Source organism: Chitinophaga sp. W2I13 (assembly GCF_050434005.1).
Classification (GTDB): domain Bacteria; phylum Bacteroidota; class Bacteroidia; order Chitinophagales; family Chitinophagaceae; genus Chitinophaga.
This window is the reverse complement of sequence record NZ_JBNPWD010000001.1, coordinates 7,414,241-7,435,338: the sequence shown is the minus strand read 5'-3', so window position 1 is coordinate 7,435,338 and position 21,098 is coordinate 7,414,241. Positions and strand designations below refer to the sequence as shown.

The window sequence follows — 21,098 nt, the reverse complement described above, 5'->3', positions numbered from 1 at the left end:
AGCAGCTATGAAAAGAAATCTCTTTAAATATTATACACTCGCTGCCGCTATTATAGTCATAACCGGCAGCTGCAGCAAAGACCTGGAGCCATATAACGGTAAATCGGACGATGCGGCCCTGGAAACGCCGGAAGACCTGCAAACAGCCACCTATGGGGTTTATTCCGGGCTGGTAGACAGGATGTACACTAAAAACCTCAACCAGTTGGGTGAATATCCTGGTGATGATGTGGCATTAAGCGGCGCTACGGGCGACCAGGTATTTTATACCTATACCTATACTCATTTCCCGGGAATGGGAAACACCGAACAGTTCTGGCAGGGCGCTTATAAAGTAATCTATTCTGCCAATGCCATTATTGAAAGAATAAATGATGGCACTTCCCCGCAGCTGGACCAACTGAAGGGAGAAAACCTGTACCTGCGGGCCATGGCGCATTTCGACCTGGTACGTCTTTTTGGAAGACCCTACCCGCAGGGCGCGGGCAACAATCCCGGCGTGGTGATCAAAGACAATACAAAAGATGACCGCCCTGCGAGGAGTTCCGTAAAAGACGTATATGCGTTTGTGATAGCCGATCTCAAACATGCAGCCACGTTAATGAAAGAAAATAGAAGTGCGGCCTTTGCATCCAGAGAAGTGGCGGAGGCGTTATTATCGCGTGTGTACCTGTACATGGAAGATAACACCAATGCCCTGTTATATGCCAATAAGGTGATCGGCTCCAACCGTTATCGCCTGATGGAAACCCAGCCTTATAAAACGTATTTCCGCGTAATACCGGAAGAAAATCCCGAGACGATATTTGCTATCAGGCATACGGTGGCAGATGACCGGGGTAAAGATGCGATCGGCTCCATGTACTATAATGATCCGGTTACACAATCCACCGGCTGGGGAGAGGTATACGCCTCTCTTGCTTTTGTAAAGCTGCTGGACCAGAATCCCGGGGATGTGCGCCACAGCTTTGTGGAACCACAGCGTGATGCGAATGGGAACATGCAATTACGTAACCAGACGCCGGTATATTTTATCAACAAGTATAACTGGCAGGAAGGAGTGGCTAACCTAAGTTCACCGGTCGTCCTGCGGTTGGCGGAGATGTACCTGATCCGCGCAGAAGCCAATGCTAAACTGGGTAATGCGCAAGCCGCCATTGACGATGTAAACCTGATCCGCCGCCGCGCCGGTTTATCAGGTACCGCATTATATACCACCGGCAATCTGAAAGGCCGCGCGTCTGTACTGGATGTAGTGCTGGAAGAACGCCGCCTGGAGCTGGCGTTTGAAGCACACCGGCCGTATGACCTGTACCGCAACAACCGTCCCATGGTGCGTGCCTATCCCGGCTTTCATGGCAGTAATCAGTATGATCAAACCATCCAGCCAACAGACCCGCAGGTGATCAATTATATTCCCGAACGCGAAACCGGCCTTAATCCTAACCTCACCCAGAATCCATGATCATGCTGTTATATTGTAAACGGGTACTGGTGCTTGCAGGGATCTGCTGTAACATGTCATTGGCTGCGCAGCAACCCGCGGTGCTGAAAGTAACCGCTACCAGCGACTTTAAGGTAACCGGCGACGGCAGTCACCCGGCTTGGAGCAAAACGGCGTGGATCACGCTGCCGCAACGCAGCGGGCAGTCGCCTGCATCAACAAAAGTAAAGGCCCTGTATTCACCCAACGGGATATACTTCCTCTTTGCTTGCACGGACCAACGGATCAGCGCCTCCATGCAGGCAGATTTCCTGGATCTGTGGACAGAAGACGTTGCCGAAGTATTCCTGTGGCCGGACACGTTGCAGCCGGCTTATTTTGAATACGAAATATCTCCGTTGAACTATGAACTGCCTATTCTGATATCCAACCAGCAGGGCGACCTGGTGCGCTGGCAGCCATTTCATTATGATGCCGACAGGAAAACACAGCACGCCACCACCGTACAGGGAGGCAAAAAGAAAAGCGGCGCTGCAATCAAAAGCTGGACAGCAGAATTCTTTATTCCTTTTAAACTCCTGCGGCCATTGCAAAATATTCATCCCCGGAGGGGAACTACCTGGAAGGCAAACCTGTACCGGGTAGACTACGACAAAGGAGAAGCGGAGTGGTCGTGGCAGCTGACCGGGAAGAGTTTTCATGACATAGAAAAATTCGGTTACCTGGTATTTGAATAAAATCAATTTTTAAATTATTAATAGTATGAAGATGATGAAACAATTAGTAGCCTGTATCTTTTTTGTTATGCCGGTTATTGCCTTTGCGCAAAAGGGCAAGCTGGTATGGTCGGATGAATTTAATTATACCGGGCATCCGGATCCCAGAAAATGGCGATATGAAGAAGGTTTTGTGAGACATCGCGAAGCGCAGTATTACACCAAAAACCGCTACGAAAATGCACATGTGGAAGGCGGGAACCTGATCATCAGAGCGATCAAGGAAGAGCCGCTGCGTTTGATCAAGGGCGGCACCAGCTTCGTTACTTCCGACAGCGGGGGAGAGTTTACGTCTGCCTGCCTCAATACAGAAGATATTTTCGAATTTACTACCGGCAGGGTGGAAGTACGGGCCAAACTGCCACATGGAAGGGGCGTGTGGCCGGCTATCTGGACACTGGGTAATAACATGGCCTGGGGTCCCGGTGATTCTACCCAGGTGTATTCTGAAATTGACATCATGGAATTTGTTGGTCATGATCCCAACAGCATCCATGCCAACATCCATCCGGGTTATGATGGCGGCAGCCGTGGCGGAAAGATCACCGTGGAAAAACCCTGGGAGAACTTTCACGTGTATGCCATTGAGTGGTATAAGGACCGGATCGATTTTTTCTTTGATGACCAGAAATATTTTTCTTACGAAAAGAAAGATGTACCCGAAGGCAAATGGGCCTATCATGTGCCACAATACCTTTTGCTGAACCTGGCTATTGGCGGCGACTGGGGCGGAGAACAGGGCATTGATCCTACCATCTTCCCGGCAGATTTTGTTATTGATTACGTACGCGTATATGAACTGAAATGACGAAAAAAAATGAACATGAAAAAAAATGTCAGCCGCCTGATAGCGGTGCTTCATTTGTTGCTGTTGCCCGTTATACTGCTCGCGCAAAAAGGCGACCTTAAACTGCTCGACTGGCAGCCACGCAGTCAGCTGGTAGTGAAACAAACCAGCGTGATAAAGCCGAAGTTCCCGGTGATAGATATTCACAACCACCTGGGCGAATTAAAAAATACCGCGCACTACCTGTCGGAGATGGATAAAGCCGGCGTGATAAAATGTGTAAGCCTGGATGCTTATTCTGCCGGTGATAAATACCTGGATCATCTGAAGGCTTCACAAGCCGTATCAAAAGACAGGTTCCTCGTATTTTTCCGGCCCGACTTCGGCCGGATCGATGAACCCGATTTTGGTATAAAAGAGGGGAAGAAACTGGAAGCAGCCGTGAAGATGGGCATCCGCGGTGTAAAAATTGCCAAGGAACTTGGGCTGATCATAAAGGACAAAAGCGGGAAGCTGGTGCCGGTAGATGATCCGCGCATCGATCCCTTCTGGGAGAAATGCGGTGAGCTCGGAATTCCGGTACTGATACACGTGTCTGATCCAAAAGCTTTTTTTACGCCGGCAGACCGCTATAATGAACGGTATGATGAGCTGGGCGCGCACCCGGACTGGTCCTTTTACGGGCCGCAGTTTCCCTCCAAAGAGGCCATACTCACGCAACGTGATCATATCGTTGCACGTCATCCCAAAACTATTTTTATCGGCGCGCATGTAGGCAACCTGCCGGAGGAACTGGAGCGGGTATCCGGTTGGCTGGATAAATATCCCAATTTATATGTGGAGATTTCTGCGCGCATCAGTGAGCTTGGGCGACAACCGTATACCGCGCGCGATTTCCTGATCAAATACCAGGACAGGGTATTGTTTGGCACAGACACACCTTGTGATGCAGCAGCCTATCGTATTTATTACCGTTTCCTGGAAACAAAGGATGAATATATAGATCCGTCGCCCAGTCATCATATGCAGGCGCGCTGGATGATTTATGGATTGTACCTGCCGGATGAAGTATTGGAAAAGATTTATAACGGGAATGCTTCGAAAATACTGGGGCTATACAACGGGGGAAAGTAATCTGAACAATTCACATGCGATGATCGATACAGGGATGGCAACTGCCATCCCTGTTTTTATATTTTTAGTGATTGAAGTTTAAAACGCTTTCACCGTTTCAATGATAACAGTAATATCGCCCACACTTTTATTGTCAGTGGAGGTGGCGATACAGTGAAGCTTAAACCGGTTATCAACATACGCTTCCTGTTTAACATGCAGCACCACTGCCTCCCCGGAAAACCCCAGGTTATCGGCCAACAACGTCATTTCCCTGACATACATTTTTAATGATTTGTCAGCGGTGATGTGATGAATATACCTGGCGGCCAGGTCCAGCAGCGTATTCATCAGGATAGCCACCGGCATCGCCGGGAAGTGAGGGAAATGCCCTGCACAATAATTATCCTGGATTTTACCTAATGAGGCCGCCGCCGATAAGCCGGAAAACTGTACATCAAAAAGTGGTTTCTTTTGATGATACGGATTTGTTACGCCGAAATCAGGTGTTTCTTTATGGAAATTGTAATACAGCCGTTCGAAGAGGGCATGGGGCACTACATGGAAACTGGTTTCTATTCCACAGATAAGCTGATTGTCTTCATCCAGCAGGCAGGCTTTTATGCTAGCCATTCTTTTACTAAAAAAAGTACACGTGGTAGTGGCCACTAATTTCTTTCGGGTGTAATGTATTTTCTCCGCGGCCCCTTTATAGGTTCCCCGGTGGGCAAGATAGTAGTGTTTTTGTTTTACTGGGTTGATCAGTGCACAACATACGGATCCCAGGATGGCAAGATGCCTGCATGCTTCAGCCGCGGCAATAGGGGAGATCTCTTCTCCCAGCGGTTGTTCTGCTTCTATTGTGGCAGTTACAAAATTATGTTCATCCACACGTACCTCTTTCAGGGCGTAATAGGGCTCATGAACGTCTATCAGTTTAAAGATCTCCTCCTTTGATAATACTTTGATTGAATTTCCGGTATGGGTTAACTTGATCGCTTTGGATTGGATCTCCACCATATCGTCACTTTTAATTGTTTGCAGGCTTTCCATAGTTTATATGTTTCGGTTTTAAATGGTTATCTGAGGATGCAAAAGGATATCACCACCACCGGATGCGGGTGGTTTGCCGGGCTGCAAAAATGCCTGGTAGTTTACCTGTATAAGAGGAACTATTCCCGTATACGGCAATACAGCATATAAGATAGTTTTTGGAAACCGGTGAGGCGCTCCATGGTTATTAATTGAGTAAATGATTACAAACAACTGGTTTTTCAGGTAACGGTAAATGTCTTATGGTAATGATACTTTTACAGCGGGTAAACATGCTGTATTATGCAGCCGGTGAAGGATGCAGGGTTTTAGGAATAGCTATTTACGGTCGTTACATAGGATTCAGTCGATATTTAAAATTAAATAGTTTTGTCAAAAAACCAAAATGAAAACCCGGCGGGAATCAGAATGAATAAAATGAATAGCTATATCCAAATAACATCTGAACGTAATATATTTGTCCGATTGACAATAATTTATGAAATTGGCTGGTAAAATTTAGTATTTTACCAGCACAGTGACTGTTCATTATCATAAGCAGATGGATATTCCGTCGCGGCAACCATAATAATAAAAGGGAGTCCATCTTTTCAAGTCAACCAATAAATGCCGGTTACCATCCTGTTGTTCCTTTCATGACGAATAATCCTAATTAAAAGAAGGCGCTCATTGACTGCCGGCTTCGTGGTTATTCATTTTTTTAGTATATCATATAAGCGGGGATGCAGTTGATTAAATCGTTTGAACGTGACCAACCATATGGAGAAGCAGAACTGCTGCAACGGCTTGCTGTTGCCGATGAAGCCGCGTTTTCTGTTGTTTTCAGGGAATACTATGGTGTTTTGTGTGCTTTCGCACAAAAAATTATCCAGGAAGCAGCCGATCCGAAAGACCTGGTAAACGACGTATTCCTGAAGTTATGGAACAGGCGCCAGGCATTTGAAGACGTCCGGCACCTGAAGGATTTCTTGTTCAAATCTACCCGCAATGCGTGTTTCGATTCCATAAAGGTGGCCATTCACAGTAAAGAACGCCAGGCTGTATTTCTCGGCGCCCAGGCCGACTGGGAAACCGCTGCAGATCTTGAAATGATCCGCCTGGAAGTATTCAATGAACTTTATCATGAAATCAACCAGCTGCCGGAACAATGCAGCAAAATTATACGCATGGGTTATATAGAAGGGTTGAAAAACGATGAAATTGCCCGTGAGCTGGGGTTATCTGTACAAACGGTGAAAAACCAGAAATCCCGGGGAATAATGCTGTTAAAACGCAGGCTCCCGCCTGAAATTTTTGTCATTCTCCTGCTGATGACAACTCATTCCTGATTTTTTTTGGATGCTTTGGTACGGTAAGAATATCACGTCGTAATAAGAGAAAGCGCCGTGCCAATATGGATGAACCAACATCAAATGCCTTTTATATAGCCGCCCTGCTCAGCAAGCATTTAAAGGGAACCCTGACGCCGGAAGAGGCGGTGAAGCTACATGCATGGGTGGCGGATAACAAGCAACACCAGCAGGTATGGGAGGAAATTAATGATGCCGCCGTTCAACAGGCGGCAGTAAAGCTGATCGCCCAGTACAATGAGAACGAAGCGCTGGCGCAGTTCCTGGCCAGGTATTCACCAAACGCACAACCAATCCCCGGGGAACGGGTTCATTTCCTGCAACGATGGAGATGGGCGGCTGCTGCAGCGGCTATTATATTTATGGCAGGCACCTTCTATTGGTTCCAGTCCCAACGACCGGCTCCTGCCGGTTTTGCTGGCAATGCACCGGTAACCGACATCGCACCCGGAAAAAATGGTGCCATCCTGAAATTAGCCGACGGTTCCCGCATAGCGTTGGATAGTCTGCAAAACGGTGTGGTGGCCACACAGAACGGCACCCGGATCTTATTTGATAACGGCCGGCTGGTGTATGGCCCTGGCGGAAAAGAAAACAATGAAGTTGCCTATAATATCATTACGACCCCGAATGGTCGCCAGTTCCGGGTAAGCTTACCGGATGGTACGCAGGTGTGGTTGAATGCCGCCAGCTCTATCCGCTATCCTACGGTATTTGAAGGTAAGCACCGGAATGTGGAGATCACCGGGGAGGTATATTTTGAAGTAGCACAAAATGCGCAAATGCCATTCCAGGTAACCGTGCCGGATAATGTCCGTATTGAAGTACTGGGCACCCATTTCAATGTAAATGCCTACGCAAATGAAGAAAGCCAGCATACCACCTTGCTGGAGGGCGCTGTGAAAGTACTGTCGCTGAAACCGCAGGCGTCAGACCTCTACCGCAAGGGCATTGTGCTCCGCCCGGGGCAACAGCTGCAATTGTCAGAAACCCCCAGGGTGATCAGCAATGCAGACATCGACAAGATCATGGCCTGGAAAAACGGGCTTTTTGATTTCGATGGAATGGATTTGAAATATGCAATGAAACAAATCGCACGATGGTACGATGTAGAGATCGTATACAAAGGGGCTGTGCCCGATATTAAATTTTATGGAAAGATCAGCAGGAACATAAGTCTGGCTGGCCTGATCAAAGGCCTGAACAGCACCGGGGTACATTTGAACATTGAAGAAGGAAAAAGACTGGTAGTCACACAATAATCATCATCATAAAAAAGATCATCAAACAGGGTTAGTCGAAAAAACAAAAAGCCGGAAGCAGTAGGAGCGCTTCCGGCAGGTAGCCGGCTAAACTTAAAATTTCGGTGTAACGAATTTTTTATCAACCAAACCACAACCAAATTTATGCAAAAAATCGCTCATGTAGAACGAAAGGGATTTCTATTGCCGGTCCCTATACAAATATTGCGGATTATGAGAATTACTACCTTCTGCCTCTTCGCCTCCTTACTGCACGTTTCCGCAAAATCTTTATCCCAGGCGGTCACTATTTCGGGGAAGGATATGCCTCTGAAGAAAATCTTTGACGCCGTTTACAAACAAACCGGTTTCGTGGTATTCAGCAACGACCGGTTGATGGAACGTGCGATCCCTATTACCATTAACGCCAGGGAAATCCCTTTGCAGGAGTTCCTGGAAAACGTATTTAAAAACCAACCATTAACTTTTTCTATCGACAGTAAAACCATCTTCCTCTCTGAAAAGCCTTACCAGCAGGAGTCTGCCACGCTTTCAGATTCTACGGTGATTCCCCTGCTGAAAGGCAGGATCCTGGATTCCACCGGTTTGCCGATACCGGATGTTACAGTGGCGGTACGCAATACAAAGCTCATGGCCGTTACCGATATCCAGGGGGATTTCTCTTTTGTAAATGTGCCCCGGAACGCTACGTTGGTAGCCACTAATATTGCTTATCAGCGAAAAGAATTAAAGCTGGAGGGAAGAAGCGCGGTTACATTCCGGCTTTATGCGGACATCAGAAAACTCGGGGAAGTACAGGTAGTGGTGAATACAGGGTATCAGGCGCTTCCACAGGAACGGGCTACCGGATCATTCGGCGTGGTTACCGGGAAGCAGCTGGCACAGGTGCCGGTAGTAAGCATCCTGGAGCGGTTGCAGGGCATGGTGCCGGGCGTGGAAATTTCCACCAAAACCACGGCGGGTAAAAGCCGTAACGGGTCGGTAAAAATCCGGGGCCTGTCTACTATTAAAAGTGAGTACACCAAAGTAAGTTTAGATCCTTTGCTGGTCATAGACGGATTCCCTTCGCAAGTGTCTATTGCCAATGGCGCGCTGGACCTGCTTAATCCAGATGATATTGACCAGATCACTTTTCTGAAAGATGCGGCAGCGGCTTCTATCTGGGGCATCCAGGCAGCCAACGGCGTAATTGTGATCACCACAAAAAGAGGAGTACGTAACAGCAAACCGGTTTTCAGTTTCTCCACTACGATGGGGACCAGCAGTAAACCTACTCTTGGATATGGAGAAATGATGTCGGTATCACAATACGTTGACCTGGAAAAAGAACTGCTGGATAAAGGAAGATATTCTGATCCGGTTCCCCGTAGCACACCGGGAAGCTATTATCCGGAGAATGGCAGCCAGGTGCAGGCTATTTATTTCAGGAACAAACGCGGAGAAATAACAGATGCCGAGATGAACGCACAGCTGGCGGCGTTGGGCGCAAACGACAACCGCTCGCAGATGGAAAAATACATGATCCAGTCACCCACTACCCAGCAATATAACCTCTCTGTTTCCGGTGGCGGAGTAAACAGCTCTTACTTTCTGTCGGGTTATTTTTATAAGGAAGACCGTGTTTACAGAAATAATACGAACAGGGGATATTCCCTCAAAGCAGGGAACACCTCCAGTTTGTTGAATGGACGCGTTACAATAAGTACAGATCTGACTTTCGGGAATACAAAGGATAAGATAAACAACGCCGCTGTAAAGGCAATGAGCACTGTGTCGGGCGGTATGCGGCCTTACGATATGCTCAAAGATGCTTCTGGTAACAATATTTATTATGATCTGCTGACTATTCCGTCAACAGCCAGGTACCTTGAAAACAAGGGATATCTTCCGTTTCGTTATTCTCCCATCGACGAACTGCAGTATTCCAACAGTTATAATACCGCTAATAACGTGGCATTGAATCTGGCGGTGAACGGTAATATCACGTCCTGGTTAGGAGTTAATATTTCAGGAAATGTAGGCAGGATGTTTACGGAATACGAGCAGTACTGGGAACCGGACAGCTACGACGCCAGGATGCTGGTGAATAAGGCTACCAGTTTGAGTTCCACGGGCACCCGTGTGTATGGCGTGCCTCCGGGCGGCAGGCTGGATCTGGCCAACGGGCAGGGAAGAAGTTACAACCTGCGTGGGCAGATCAATGTAAACAAGAACTGGAAAGACCGGCATCAGCTGAATTTACTGGCAGGTAATGAAATCAGGGAATCATATAGTAAAAACAGCGGGGAAATGCGCTACGGTTATGATAAGTCTATCAACGCTTTTCGCAGCGTGAATCCTTTTGTCGGATATACAGATATCTATGGGATCACGCAGAGTATCGGCGCCACTACCAGGCCGGTCACAGAAAAAACCACCAGGGCGCTGTCGTACTACGCGAACGGATCTTACACATTCGACAATAAATATACCGTTTCCGGAAGTGCACGTTTTGATGACTATAATTTACTGGGTGTGGAACGGCGTAAAAGAGCCATCCCTTTATGGTCTGCCGGCGCGAAATGGAACCTGGGCAAGGAAGAATTTCTCCGTAATATTACCTGGATAGATCAGCTGTCGGCACGTTTTACCTATGGCTTCAGCGGAAACGCGCCACAGGGTTATGCGCCGGTTACTACTATCAATATACTCGGTGCTGACTATTATACCAACTACCCTTATGGTGTGATTGCCACTCCCGCTATGGAAAACCTTGGATGGGAAAAAACCAGGATGATGAACTGGGGGCTCGATTTTTCCCTCTTTAAAAACAGGGTATTCGGTTCTGCAGAATATTATAAGAAATATACGACAGATATCATCTGGCAACTGCCGATCAACGGTACCTACGGTTTTATATCTACTTTATTTAACACCGCCAACCTGGAAGGTCATGGAGTGGATCTGGGAATCAATGTAGTGCCGGTTCTCAGCAAAAACTGGAGATGGACAGCCACCATCAATATGTCTTATAATACGAACATTATCAAAGATCCACGTTTCGAAAAACCGACTACTTACTTTGCGCCGGAGATGCTTTATTCAGGTTATCCCACAGATTACCTGTTTACCTACGCCTGGGCAGGATTGGATAATACCGGTCAGGCATTGATCTACAACGGTAAAGACCATTCGAAAAAATACTCTGTTGCGGAGTTTCCGTATGAAAACGTCCGGGTTTATTCGGGACGCACTACCTCACCCTGGTTTGGAAGTTTCAGTCATTCCGTGCAATACAAAGGCTTCGACCTGAGCGCACAGTTCCAGTGCGCTTTTGGTGGTGTTTTCCTGAAACCTTCTATCCAGGATATCGGATTCAGTAATAATCTTTTTGTAGGAAGAAATGGGGACCTGGCCAATCGTTGGAGACAGCCGGGGGATGAAGCCTTCACCAACGTTCCGGCTTTGGCGTTCGGCGCTAATACCAACTTCAATACCAGCACTGGCCGTTACAGGGAATCAGATCTGTTGGTAAGAAGCCGCAGTAATATCAAATTGCAGCAGGTGATGTTGTCTTATGCTATTCCTGCTACTTTACTGGGGAAAGCAGGACTGAAAAGCTTAACCGTTTCAGCGCTCGCACGCAACCTCGGAATGATCTGGGCAGCCAATAAGGAGAAGCTGGACCCCGATTATCTCTATACCACCGGTAATAACTACCAGCTTCCTCCATTAACCAATTATTCTTTCAGAGTTGCACTGAGTTTCTAATTCATTAAACCGAAAAGTATGCGTCACTATACAATAGTTATTGTTTTTTTATTACTGGGTGCCGGCATGGTTTCCTGCCGTAAATATGTGGAAGAAGTGCCCATACAGGGCCAGCGTGTGCTGGTGTATACAGAAGACTACCGCGCTTTAATGAATAACCGGGATCAGCAGGAGAGCGCCTTTGGTTCAGCCCCGCTTGTGAGCTGTGATGACGTGGAGTTCCGTGCGCCGGAGATCCAGGATAATATTAAAGGTAACACTGTTCAAACGGCCACCTATACCTGGCGTAAACCCGTTTACACGGATCTTATGCAAGACAATGACTGGAATTCCCTGTATGCGGGTATGTACACTTACAACGTAGTAATTGACGGCGTAATGGACAGTAAAGGAGGAGATCAGCTGTTGAAGCAAACGATCCTGGCGGAGGCGCTGATGCAAAGGGCTTTTACCTACTTTAACCTGGCTAACCTGTATGGAAAGCAGTATGATGCTGCTACTGCGGAAACCGATCCTGCTGTGCCGGTATTACTAAAGGCAGCTCTTTTTGTGGATTTAAAACGGGCAACGGTGAAACAGGTATATGAGCAGGTGCTGAAGGACATCACGGCGGCAATTCCCATGCTGCCACTCAAACAGGATATTAATTTCAGGCCCAATAAGGCATCGGCTTATGCGCTGTTAGCCAAAGTATACCTTAACATGCGCGACTTCACCAATGCCGCTGCTTTTGCTGATAGTACGCTGGCGTTATCAAGTACCTTGTACGACTATAATTTAGCCGTTGCCGGAAGTACCTATTTTTTCCCTTCCCAGTTCAACGATAAGCAGATCCTGCTGCGGAAAGTGCCCCGTGGAATGTATAGCGCTCCGCAGTTAAGTCAGGCAATACTGGACCTGCTCGGAACAAAGGATTTGCGCTACCAGCTTTTTGTAAAAACCGGCACTTCGTTTTATCCTTCATTTACCGGGTTCGGTTTCTGGTCGCGTGAAAAATATTCAGGCGCCCCGGATAAGCCCGCAGTGGGCCTATCCGTAAATGAAACCTGGCTGATAAAAGCAGAATGCCTTGCCCGTGCAGGCAAAACAGATGAAGCTGTGGGTATGCTGAATACACTCCGTAAATTCCGTTTCCTGGCCGCCGATTATGCAGACCTTACCGCTGCTACTGCAGCAGAAGCATTGCAACTGGTAGTGGAGGAACGCCGTCGCGAATTCTTCGGCACCGGCCTGCGTTGGTTTGATCAGCGCCGGCTGAACAAGGATCCGCAGTTTGCTAAAACTGTTACCAGGTCATTCAATGGTAACACGTACACATTGGCGCCCAACAGCAGCGGCTACGTATTTCCACTGGCCAATATACTCATCACCCAGAACCCGGAAATGGAACAAAATCCATAGACTGTACATCTGCAAAAAAAAATATAAAATAAATGGCATCAAGTATTCTCAGAATTGAAAAGTTGTCCCACCGGTACAGTACTTCCTGGGCCATCCGTGATATTAATATGGAAATAAGCCCAACAGGTATTGTCGGTTTGCTGGGCTCAAACGGTGCGGGAAAGTCGACCACCATGAATATTGTATGCGGGGCACTGAACCAGACCGAAGGCGATGTTTATATTAACGGCGTTAACATGAAAGAGCATCCGCAACAGGCCAAAAGGGATATCGGTTTCCTGCCGCAGCATCCGCCGCTTTACATGGATCTTACGGTCGATGAATACCTCAGCTATTGCGCCGGTCTGCGGCATTTGCCAAAAGATAAAATGAAACCCTCCATAAAGGAAGCCAAGGAACGTTGCGGGGTAGATCATTTCAGCAAAAGACTGATCCGGAACCTTTCCGGCGGTTACCGCCAGCGTGTAGGCATTGCACAGGCCATTGTACACCAGCCCAAACTGGTGGTGCTGGACGAACCTACCAACGGGCTGGATCCTAACCAGATCATAGAGGTACGGTCACTGATCAAAGAAATCGCCCGCGACAGGGCCGTGATTTTTTCTTCGCACATCCTGTCTGAAGTGCAGATACTCTGTAAAGAAATCAGGATGATCGAAAACGGGAAAATTGTTTTCTCCGATACAATGGACACGTTTAACAACTATGTAGAACCACACAGTGTGCTGGTACATATGGAGAATCCCCCGGTGGAAGCGGAGCTGCTAAAAATTAATGGTGTTACCCAGGTGGAATTTCTTACAGAAAGACAATTGCGCATTTACTTCAATGGTGAACAGGAGATCACGGAAAGGATCATCGCTGCGTCGGTACATAATGGCTGGCGACTCCGGGAGATCAGCCTTGATAAAAGCGCACTCGACGAAATATTTAAGCAGTTATCCCATCCATCATCAAAACAATAACGGATTAATGAAGACGATATTCAGAATAGCCAAAACAGAGTTACGCACCCTGTTTTACTCACCTATTGCCTGGTTTTTAATGATTGTATTTCTCATCCAATGCGGGGCAACGTACCTCGGCGTAATGGAAGCCATCGCAAGGGACCAGGATGCGGGCGGGAAATTTTTCGGCAGTGTAGGAGAATTTGTTTTCCTGAGTAACAGGGGTGTATTAGGCGGCGTAATGCGCAATTTATACTTATACATTCCATTGCTCACGATGGGCCTGATCAGCCGTGAAACCAGCAGCGGCACTATTAAACTGTTGTATACTTCGCCTATCCGGGTAAGGGAAATTGTGTTCGGGAAATTTTTGGCGATGATGATCTACAGCTTGTTGCTGGTGATGATCTTTGGGATCTTTGTTACCTCCAGCATGTTCCAGATTAAATCGCCGGATACCGGTATGCTGTTCAGCGCTATGCTGGGGCTTTACCTGTTGCTTTGCGCCTATTCGGCCATCGGGTTGTTCATGTCGTGCCTCACCACTTACCAGGTGGTGGCTGCGGTATGCACCTTTGTAATGATAGGCCTGTTATCCTATGTAGGCACGCTCTGGCAGGATATTGCATTTGTGCGGAACCTGACTTACTTTCTGTCTATTTCAGGGCGTACGGGGAACATGCTGCTGGGGCTCATTACTTCAAAGGATGTGATCTATTTCCTGGCCATCGTTTATCTTTTCCTCGGGCTCAGTATCTATAAGCTGAAAGCCGGCATGGAATCCAAACCGGCTATTGTAAAAACCGGGAGATATGCTTTTGTGATAGTGTCCACACTGGCCGTTGGCTACTTTAGCTCCATCCCTTCAATGGTGGGCTATTATGACGCCAGCCGTGGCAAGCAAAGAACGCTGACACCCAATGCGCAGAAAATTATAAAGGAACTGGGAGATGCCCCACTGGAAGTGACGGCATATAATAACCTGCTGGGACGCCACTGGGACCTGGGCAGCCCCGATTCATATAACCGGAACCTGGGCCGTTGGGAGCCCTATACCCGGTTCAAACATAATATTGAACTTAAAACGGTTTTATATTATGATTCGTCCTATGAAAATCCCGGTATGTACCGGTACTACCAGGGCAAAACGTTGGACCAGATAGCCAAGCAATATGCAGATAGCAGGGATCTTTCAATGGATCAGTTTAAAACGCCGGCTGAAATGCGGAAGGTGATTAACCTGAAACCGGAGTTGAACCGGTACGTAATGCAACTGAAGTATAAAGGGAAAACCACGTTCCTGCGGGTGTTTGATGACAACCAGGAATGGCCGGGCGAAACGGAAGTATCGGCTGCATTTAAGCGTTTGCTGCAGGCAAAAATGCCCAAAATAGTTTTCCTGACAGGGCACCTGGAGAGAAGTATAAATAAGCTGGGAGACAGGGAATATAAAGTGCTCACGAACCTCACTACCTTCCGTAACTCATTGCTGAACCAGGGTTTTGACGTGGATACACTATCATTGGAGTCGCAGGATATTCCCACTGATATCTCTGCCCTGGTATTGGCCGATCCGAAGGTGGCCATCACAACGGCTGGTATGGAGAAATTGCAGCGATATGTAAACAACGGCGGAAACTTGCTGGTGGCCGGAGAACCGGGCAAGCAAGCCATATTGAATCCTTTTCTGAGGCAGCTGGGCGTGCAATTGATGGATGGTATATTAGTGCAAACCAGCAAAGACCTGCAACCGGAGCTGATCACGCCTTATCTCACAGCCACGGTCGCATCGTTTTATCCGGCGCTGGCACATAGTCACCACGATAGCGCTATGGCTTCCATGCCGCGGGCAACAGCCCTCTCTTATAGCGATACCGGTGCATTCACCATCAAGCCATTGCTGGTAACGGATATAAGAAACTGCTGGCTGAAGAAAGATAACCTCGTAACCGATTCTGCGGAAGTGGTTTTCTTACCGGAAAGGGGCGACGAGCGCAAATCTTTTGCCACAGCGGTTTCCCTGACACGGAAGATCAATAACAAAGAACAACGCATTATAGTGACCGGTGATGCCGATTTCATGGGCAACGCGGAGCTGCAGCGTTTTAATTTAAGAGCCGCCAATTTTGTTTTTAATACCGCTTTGTTCAGCTGGCTCAGTTATGGCGAATTCCCGATCGATAGCACCCGCCCCAAGCCGGAAGATACAGCCGTACTGTTAACAAAAGACCAGGTGAAGTTCCTGCGGATTATTTACCTGTGGGTATTGCCTGGCATCCTGCTGGCATTCGGCGCCATATTGCTCATCAGACGGAAAAGGAAATAGTCAGGGATAGTTTTAATTTTTTATAAGATGATTTTTAATACCGATAAGCAAACCCTTACTGATCTCAATATACTGGGGAAACCGGGAGCTGATTCCATCTACACTGTTTTTAATCATACCAGCACACGCGGTGGCGCCGCTGTGCTGGAAGATATGTTCAGGTACCCGCTTGCGGAAAAAACCGCTATCAACAATAGAAGCGGCAAGATCCGGTTTCTTCAGTCTGTTGATGCCCGTTTCCCCTTCAGCAGCGGTTTGTTCGACGTAATAGAAGGCTACCTGGCAGTGCAGGACGACCGGACCCGTTTATCGTCGGAGGGCAATACCCTGGCAAGGAAATTCAACCACCTGATAGCGGCCGATACTAATTTTAAAACGGTCAGCGATGGGGTCCGGTCGGTGATAGAAATGCTGCAAACGCTGCAAGGGTTTTTTATTGATATGACAAAAATGTCCGCTGATCACCCATACCTGCCGGATATCGCTGAAATGAAAAAACTCCTGCAAGACCCGGCACTGGAGCCGGTATTGCAGGAGCCGGCGGGAACTAAATTGCCTTACGACAAAGTAGTAGCCTATGATCAACTGCTCAGGTTCCGGTTCAGAAATGAACTGGGCAAAATGTTGTCGCTGATCTATCACTTAGATGTATATATCACGGTAGCCAACGTGGCGGCACAAAGAAAGTTTATATTCCCGGTTGCATTGGATGCCGGTAGTCACCATATACGGCTGGAGGGCGTTTACCATCCCCAGGTAGCGAAGGCGGTGCCCAATACGATACATATTACCCCGGAAAGCAACGTGGTTTTTTTAACCGGCGCCAACATGGCGGGTAAGTCCACCTTTATGAAATCACTGGGCATAGCCATGTTCCTGGCGCATATGGGTTTTCCCGTTCCTGCGGAGAAAATGGAGTTTGCCGTAAGGGATGGTATTTACACCACTATCAATTTACCGGACGACCTTTCCTCCGGAAGCAGCCATTTTTACACGGAGGTATTGCGGATAAAAAAGATCGCCAGGGAGCTGTCGAAAGCCAGGAACCTGTTGCTCATCTTTGATGAACTTTTCAGGGGCACCAATGTAAAAGACGCCTATGAAGGTACGGTGGCAGTTACCGCTGCCTTTGCAGAAAGAGAGAATGGTGTTTTTGTCATTTCAACGCATATCACCGAGGCGGGAGAAGTGCTGAAAGAGCAGTGCCGTAACATTCAATTCATTTTTCTGCCTACCCGCATGGAAAACAACAAACCCGTTTATACCTACCGGTTAGCCAATGGTATTACCACCGACCGGCATGGGATGATTATTATCAAAAATGAAGGTATCCTGGATATCATCGGCAAAAAGAAAGATAAAAATAAGGACGTATGAGTTTTCTCGCAGACAAACAAACGCTTGATGATCTGAACATTCCCGGGAGGTACAACAACAAATCCGTTTACCGTATATTCGACAACGTTATAACCGGCGGTGGCAGAAAGTTACTGGATGATATGTTCCGGTATCCGTTAACAGATCATCTTGCGATCAATGAACGCAGCAGTATATTTCAATACTTTGACAGCAACCCTGCTGTACTGCCTTTCAGTGCTGAATCATTCAGCATAGCAGAAAATTATCTTACCACTGGCGCCAGTGCTACCATGCCTGCCGCTGCATGGAACATAGTATACAGGAAGTTACTTAAAACAGTGATCCGCGATAACAGCTATGAGCTGCTTGTAACAGGGCTGGGAAAAACGATCACATTGTTAATAGCCTTTCGTGATTTCATTTACAAATTAGCCGAACTGGGCGCCTATGGCCCTGTTCAGGAACAGGTCGAAAAAATCCGGCAGATCTTTAACGATCGGCGGCTGCTGTGGCTCCGGAAAGAAACAGATGTAAAGAATATTCCGCTGCCAAAGCTTATAAAATACGACTACCAGTTAAGAACAGGATGCCTGGAGGAGATGAAGACTGTGATAGACGTTATTTACCAGTTTGATGTATATATAGCCGTATCCACTGTTGCGCGGACAAAGCACTTTTGTTACGCCAGGGCTTTACCCAAACATAAAAATGTAATCAATATCAGCGGATTGTTTCACCCCTCAGTGGAGCATGCCGTGCCTAACGATATTTCATTTCATCCGGCATCGAATGTTGCTTTTCTTACCGGGGCAAATATGGCGGGGAAGTCAACATTTATGAAGTCGTTTGGCATTGCCGTTTTTTTATCACATATGGGGTTCCCGGTGCCGGCAGCGGAAATGGAGTTCTCTGTAAAAGACGGGCTCTTTTCTACAATTAATGTCCCCGATAACCTGGAGCATGGCTATAGCCACTTTTATGCGGAAGTATTGCGGGTGAAAAGTGTAGCGGAGCAGGTTGGAGCGTCAAAAGATCTCGTAGTTATATTCGATGAGTTATTTAAAGGCACCAATGTAAAGGATGCTTATGATGCTACGCTCGCTATTACCGCTGCTTTTTCGGAACACAGGAATTGTTTCTTTATTATATCCTCGCATATTATCGAGGTGGGCGAGGCCCTGAAAAAACAGGATGGAAGTTACCGTTTTTTATACCTGCCAACGGTGATGGAAGGAAATGTGCCCAGGTATACTTATCAATTGAAAGAGGGTATTACCGCAGATCGTCATGGTATGATTATTATCGGGAATGAAGGGTTAATAGCATTGATCCGTAAGCGGGAGTGAGTTTTATGTACGATCATAAATTTACGATATGTCGTATATTTTTTATTAAATAGTTTCGCTTATGGTGTTGATTATGAGATGATTGCGAGGTGGCATCTTTGTTGTCTTACCGGGCGGAAACTATTTAATTTATGAAACCGTCACCGAATCTGTTATCACCGGAGAACCACGCATTAGTATTAATTGATTTTGAAGGCCAGATGGCTTTTGCCACCAAGAGTATTCCGCTCAGTGAACTGCGTACCAATACCGCTATTGTTGCCGGCGCTTCAAAGATCTTTAATATCCCTACCATTGTAACAACAGTTGCCGAAGAAACCTTTTCAGGCCCTGTATTTCCTGAAATTGAAGAATTTTACCCACAGGCTACTTCCGGGTACATCGACCGTACCTCCATGAATACCTGGGAAGATGAAGCTGCGTATAAAGCCATTACCGGCGCCGGCAAAAAGAAGCTGGTACTTGCTGGCCTGTGGACAGGCGTTTGTATTGTAGGTCCTGCGCTGTCGGCCATTGAAGAAGGCTATACCGTGTATGTTATTACCGATGCCTGTGGCGACGTTAGCCCCGAAGCGCATGAACGCTCCGTGCAACGCATGGTGCACGCAGGCGTTAAACCCATTACCGCTATTCAGTACCTGCTGGAATTGCAGAGAGATTGGGCCAGACAGGAAACGTATGTAGCAGTTACCGACCTGATGAAAAAGTATGGCGGTTCTTATGGCATAGGCATTCATTATGCTCATCATATGCTTAAACACTGATTCTTCTGTAAAATCCTCTACCAGCTTTGCGAGTTTCCAATTTCTGTTTATGGCAAAAGTCAGCAATGCTGATCATGCTCCTGCTGATCAGCCATGCAGGTTTCACACAATCATTTAAAGGGATGCGTTTTGATGAGAATTATGCCTACCTGCGTGATTCTGCACCCACCTTTTATCGCCAGGTAAAATATACTTCCCTTTCTGCTGAACATAACATCTACGTTTCTTTCGGCGGATCGGCGAGGTGGGAATATGTTGATTTTAATAATGAAGACTGGGGACGGCTGGGAACAGGTCACAATAATTTCTTATTGCAGCGCTACGACCTTCATGCGGATGTTCACCTCGGAGAACGCATCCGGGTGTTCACGCAGCTGCGAAGTGCCTGGGAAGGAGGTCGTAAAAACGGTCCCAGGCCTATTGATGAAGATCACCTGAATATTCAGAACCTCTTTATTGATGCACAGCTGTATAAACGTAACACAAACAGCCTTACTGTCCGTGCCGGCCGCCAGGAGCTGGACTATGGCAGCGGGCGGCTGATCTCTGTCCGCGAAGGCCCCAACCTGCGGCTTTATTTTGATGGACTTAAATTAATGTATGCCGCCGCAGGTTTTACCGCAGACGCATTTGTAATGGCAGCAGACACCGTGAACACAGGCGCATTCGACAATAAGATCAGCAAACAGGTAAACCTCTGGGGGCTATATGCGAAGCGTATTTTCCCCCGGGCTGGTAACCTGGATGTGTATTACCTGGGCGTCCGGCGGGATCTGGCAGTTTTCGAAGATGGAGCTGCAAAGGAAGTAAGACATACACTGGGCAGCAGGCTTTGGAAATATGGCGGCGGCTTCATTTACAACTTCGAGGCGGCATGGCAGTTCGGAAAATTTGGCGTTGCGGATATCAGCGCCTGGACTGCTTCCGCAGATATCGGCTATATGTTTGAATCTGTGAAAGGCCGGCCAACGATCAATTTACGTAATGACTACATCTCCGGAGACCGTAACAAAGGCGACGGAAAACTGGGCACCTTTAACCCGTTGTATCCCAAAGGAGGATATTTCGGATTCAGTCCGCAAATAGGCCCTGTAAACCTCATTGATATCCATCCTTATGCTACTGTGAACCCGGGACCTAAACTGCTGTTGCAGGCAGATGTGGTATTCAACTGGCGTTACTCCCTGCAGGATGGTGTATATCGCCCCAGTGGCAATTTTAACCTGGCAGGTGCTTCTTCAGCAAAAAGATATATAGGTACCGCTTATCTCGCAAGTGCAGTATACACACTGAACCGGTTTATCTCGCTGAATGCCGGTATACAATATTTTAAGACAGGCGCTTTTGTAGATGATCTGATCAAAGATCATAAAGACGGATTATTCATCAACACCAGGATTGCATTCAAATTTTAACACGAA

General features: G+C 47.3%; 15 protein-coding genes. 14 read left to right on the top strand and 1 reads right to left on the bottom strand.

What is annotated here, in order from left to right; all coding sequences use genetic code 11:
* Positions 1–7: 7 nt before the first annotated feature.
* The 4 genes from QFZ48_RS30305 to QFZ48_RS30290 are packed head-to-tail and all read left to right on the top strand — an operon-like array spanning position 8 to position 4,141.
* Entirely contained in the window at positions 8–1,465 is a 1,458-nt protein-coding gene (locus QFZ48_RS30305; RefSeq protein ID WP_429065177.1) for a RagB/SusD family nutrient uptake outer membrane protein, read from the top strand.
* Positions 1,462–2,181: a carbohydrate-binding family 9-like protein gene (locus tag QFZ48_RS30300; RefSeq protein ID WP_429065175.1), complete on the top strand. Its 720-nt coding sequence runs from the start codon at positions 1,462–1,464 to the stop codon at positions 2,179–2,181. Before QFZ48_RS30305 ends, QFZ48_RS30300 begins: the two co-directional genes overlap by 4 nt.
* A 31-nt stretch (positions 2,182–2,212) precedes the next feature.
* Positions 2,213–3,028, top strand: coding sequence for a glycoside hydrolase family 16 protein (locus QFZ48_RS30295; RefSeq protein ID WP_429065173.1), 816 nt, complete (start codon positions 2,213–2,215; stop codon positions 3,026–3,028).
* A 15-nt stretch (positions 3,029–3,043) separates the two neighbouring features.
* Positions 3,044–4,141: an amidohydrolase family protein gene (locus QFZ48_RS30290; protein ID WP_429047015.1), complete on the top strand. Its 1,098-nt coding sequence runs from the start codon at positions 3,044–3,046 to the stop codon at positions 4,139–4,141.
* Between the two features lie 78 nt (positions 4,142–4,219).
* Here QFZ48_RS30290 and QFZ48_RS30285 read toward each other — a convergent pair whose 3' ends face one another.
* Positions 4,220–5,173, bottom strand: coding sequence for a hypothetical protein (locus QFZ48_RS30285; protein WP_429065172.1), 954 nt, complete (start codon positions 5,171–5,173; stop codon positions 4,220–4,222).
* Positions 5,174–5,895: 722 nt separating this feature from the next.
* Here QFZ48_RS30285 and QFZ48_RS30280 point away from each other — a divergent pair.
* The 10 genes from QFZ48_RS30280 (at position 5,896) to QFZ48_RS30235 (ending at position 21,092) form a co-directional block, all read left to right on the top strand.
* A complete protein-coding gene (locus QFZ48_RS30280; RefSeq protein WP_429047017.1) occupies positions 5,896–6,501 on the top strand; it encodes an RNA polymerase sigma factor in 606 nt (201 codons plus the stop codon).
* Between the two features lie 65 nt (positions 6,502–6,566).
* Entirely contained in the window at positions 6,567–7,784 is a 1,218-nt protein-coding gene (locus tag QFZ48_RS30275) for a FecR family protein (RefSeq protein WP_429065171.1), read from the top strand.
* A 213-nt stretch (positions 7,785–7,997) separates the two neighbouring features.
* Positions 7,998–11,534 carry a SusC/RagA family TonB-linked outer membrane protein gene (locus tag QFZ48_RS30270; protein ID WP_429047020.1) on the top strand — a complete coding sequence of 1,179 codons (3,537 nt, stop codon included), beginning with the start codon at positions 7,998–8,000 and terminating at the stop codon, positions 11,532–11,534.
* An 18-nt stretch (positions 11,535–11,552) separates the two neighbouring features.
* On the top strand, positions 11,553–12,935 hold the full coding sequence (locus QFZ48_RS30265; RefSeq protein ID WP_429065169.1) for a RagB/SusD family nutrient uptake outer membrane protein: 1,383 nt from the start codon (positions 11,553–11,555) through the stop codon (positions 12,933–12,935).
* A 32-nt stretch (positions 12,936–12,967) separates the two neighbouring features.
* The gene (locus tag QFZ48_RS30260; protein WP_429047022.1) at positions 12,968–13,900 is read left to right on the top strand and encodes an ABC transporter ATP-binding protein; all 933 of its coding nucleotides are present in this window, start codon (positions 12,968–12,970) and stop codon (positions 13,898–13,900) included.
* A gap of 7 nt (positions 13,901–13,907) precedes the next feature.
* The gene (locus QFZ48_RS30255) at positions 13,908–16,208 is read left to right on the top strand and encodes a Gldg family protein (protein ID WP_429047023.1); all 2,301 of its coding nucleotides are present in this window, start codon (positions 13,908–13,910) and stop codon (positions 16,206–16,208) included.
* Between the two features lie 27 nt (positions 16,209–16,235).
* Positions 16,236–17,585: a MutS-related protein gene (locus tag QFZ48_RS30250; protein ID WP_429065167.1), complete on the top strand. Its 1,350-nt coding sequence runs from the start codon at positions 16,236–16,238 to the stop codon at positions 17,583–17,585.
* On the top strand, positions 17,582–18,913 hold the full coding sequence (locus QFZ48_RS30245; RefSeq protein WP_429047025.1) for a MutS-related protein: 1,332 nt from the start codon (positions 17,582–17,584) through the stop codon (positions 18,911–18,913). The genes QFZ48_RS30250 and QFZ48_RS30245 overlap by 4 nt, the downstream gene beginning before the upstream one ends.
* 131 nt (positions 18,914–19,044) lie before the next feature.
* Positions 19,045–19,677 (top strand): hydrolase, encoded by a 633-nt coding sequence (locus QFZ48_RS30240; RefSeq protein WP_429047027.1) that lies wholly within the window; start codon positions 19,045–19,047, stop codon positions 19,675–19,677.
* 65 nt (positions 19,678–19,742) lie between these two features.
* Complete coding sequence (locus tag QFZ48_RS30235) at positions 19,743–21,092, top strand: alginate export family protein (protein ID WP_429065165.1); 1,350 nt, start codon at positions 19,743–19,745, stop codon at positions 21,090–21,092.
* Positions 21,093–21,098: the final 6 nt, after the last annotated feature.

Coding starts and splice junctions, on each gene's coding strand:
- QFZ48_RS30305 (WP_429065177.1), top strand. CDS start 8: ATGAAAAGAAATCTCTTTAAATATTATACACTCGCTGCCGCTATTATA.
- QFZ48_RS30300 (WP_429065175.1), top strand. CDS start 1,462: ATGATCATGCTGTTATATTGTAAACGGGTACTGGTGCTTGCAGGGATC.
- QFZ48_RS30295 (WP_429065173.1), top strand. CDS start 2,213: ATGATGAAACAATTAGTAGCCTGTATCTTTTTTGTTATGCCGGTTATT.
- QFZ48_RS30290 (WP_429047015.1), top strand. CDS start 3,044: ATGAAAAAAAATGTCAGCCGCCTGATAGCGGTGCTTCATTTGTTGCTG.
- QFZ48_RS30285 (WP_429065172.1), bottom strand. CDS start 5,173: ATGGAAAGCCTGCAAACAATTAAAAGTGACGATATGGTGGAGATCCAA.
- QFZ48_RS30280 (WP_429047017.1), top strand. CDS start 5,896: ATGCAGTTGATTAAATCGTTTGAACGTGACCAACCATATGGAGAAGCA.
- QFZ48_RS30275 (WP_429065171.1), top strand. CDS start 6,567: ATGGATGAACCAACATCAAATGCCTTTTATATAGCCGCCCTGCTCAGC.
- QFZ48_RS30270 (WP_429047020.1), top strand. CDS start 7,998: ATGAGAATTACTACCTTCTGCCTCTTCGCCTCCTTACTGCACGTTTCC.
- QFZ48_RS30265 (WP_429065169.1), top strand. CDS start 11,553: ATGCGTCACTATACAATAGTTATTGTTTTTTTATTACTGGGTGCCGGC.
- QFZ48_RS30260 (WP_429047022.1), top strand. CDS start 12,968: ATGGCATCAAGTATTCTCAGAATTGAAAAGTTGTCCCACCGGTACAGT.
- QFZ48_RS30255 (WP_429047023.1), top strand. CDS start 13,908: ATGAAGACGATATTCAGAATAGCCAAAACAGAGTTACGCACCCTGTTT.
- QFZ48_RS30250 (WP_429065167.1), top strand. CDS start 16,236: ATGATTTTTAATACCGATAAGCAAACCCTTACTGATCTCAATATACTG.
- QFZ48_RS30245 (WP_429047025.1), top strand. CDS start 17,582: ATGAGTTTTCTCGCAGACAAACAAACGCTTGATGATCTGAACATTCCC.
- QFZ48_RS30240 (WP_429047027.1), top strand. CDS start 19,045: ATGAAACCGTCACCGAATCTGTTATCACCGGAGAACCACGCATTAGTA.
- QFZ48_RS30235 (WP_429065165.1), top strand. CDS start 19,743: ATGCTGATCATGCTCCTGCTGATCAGCCATGCAGGTTTCACACAATCA.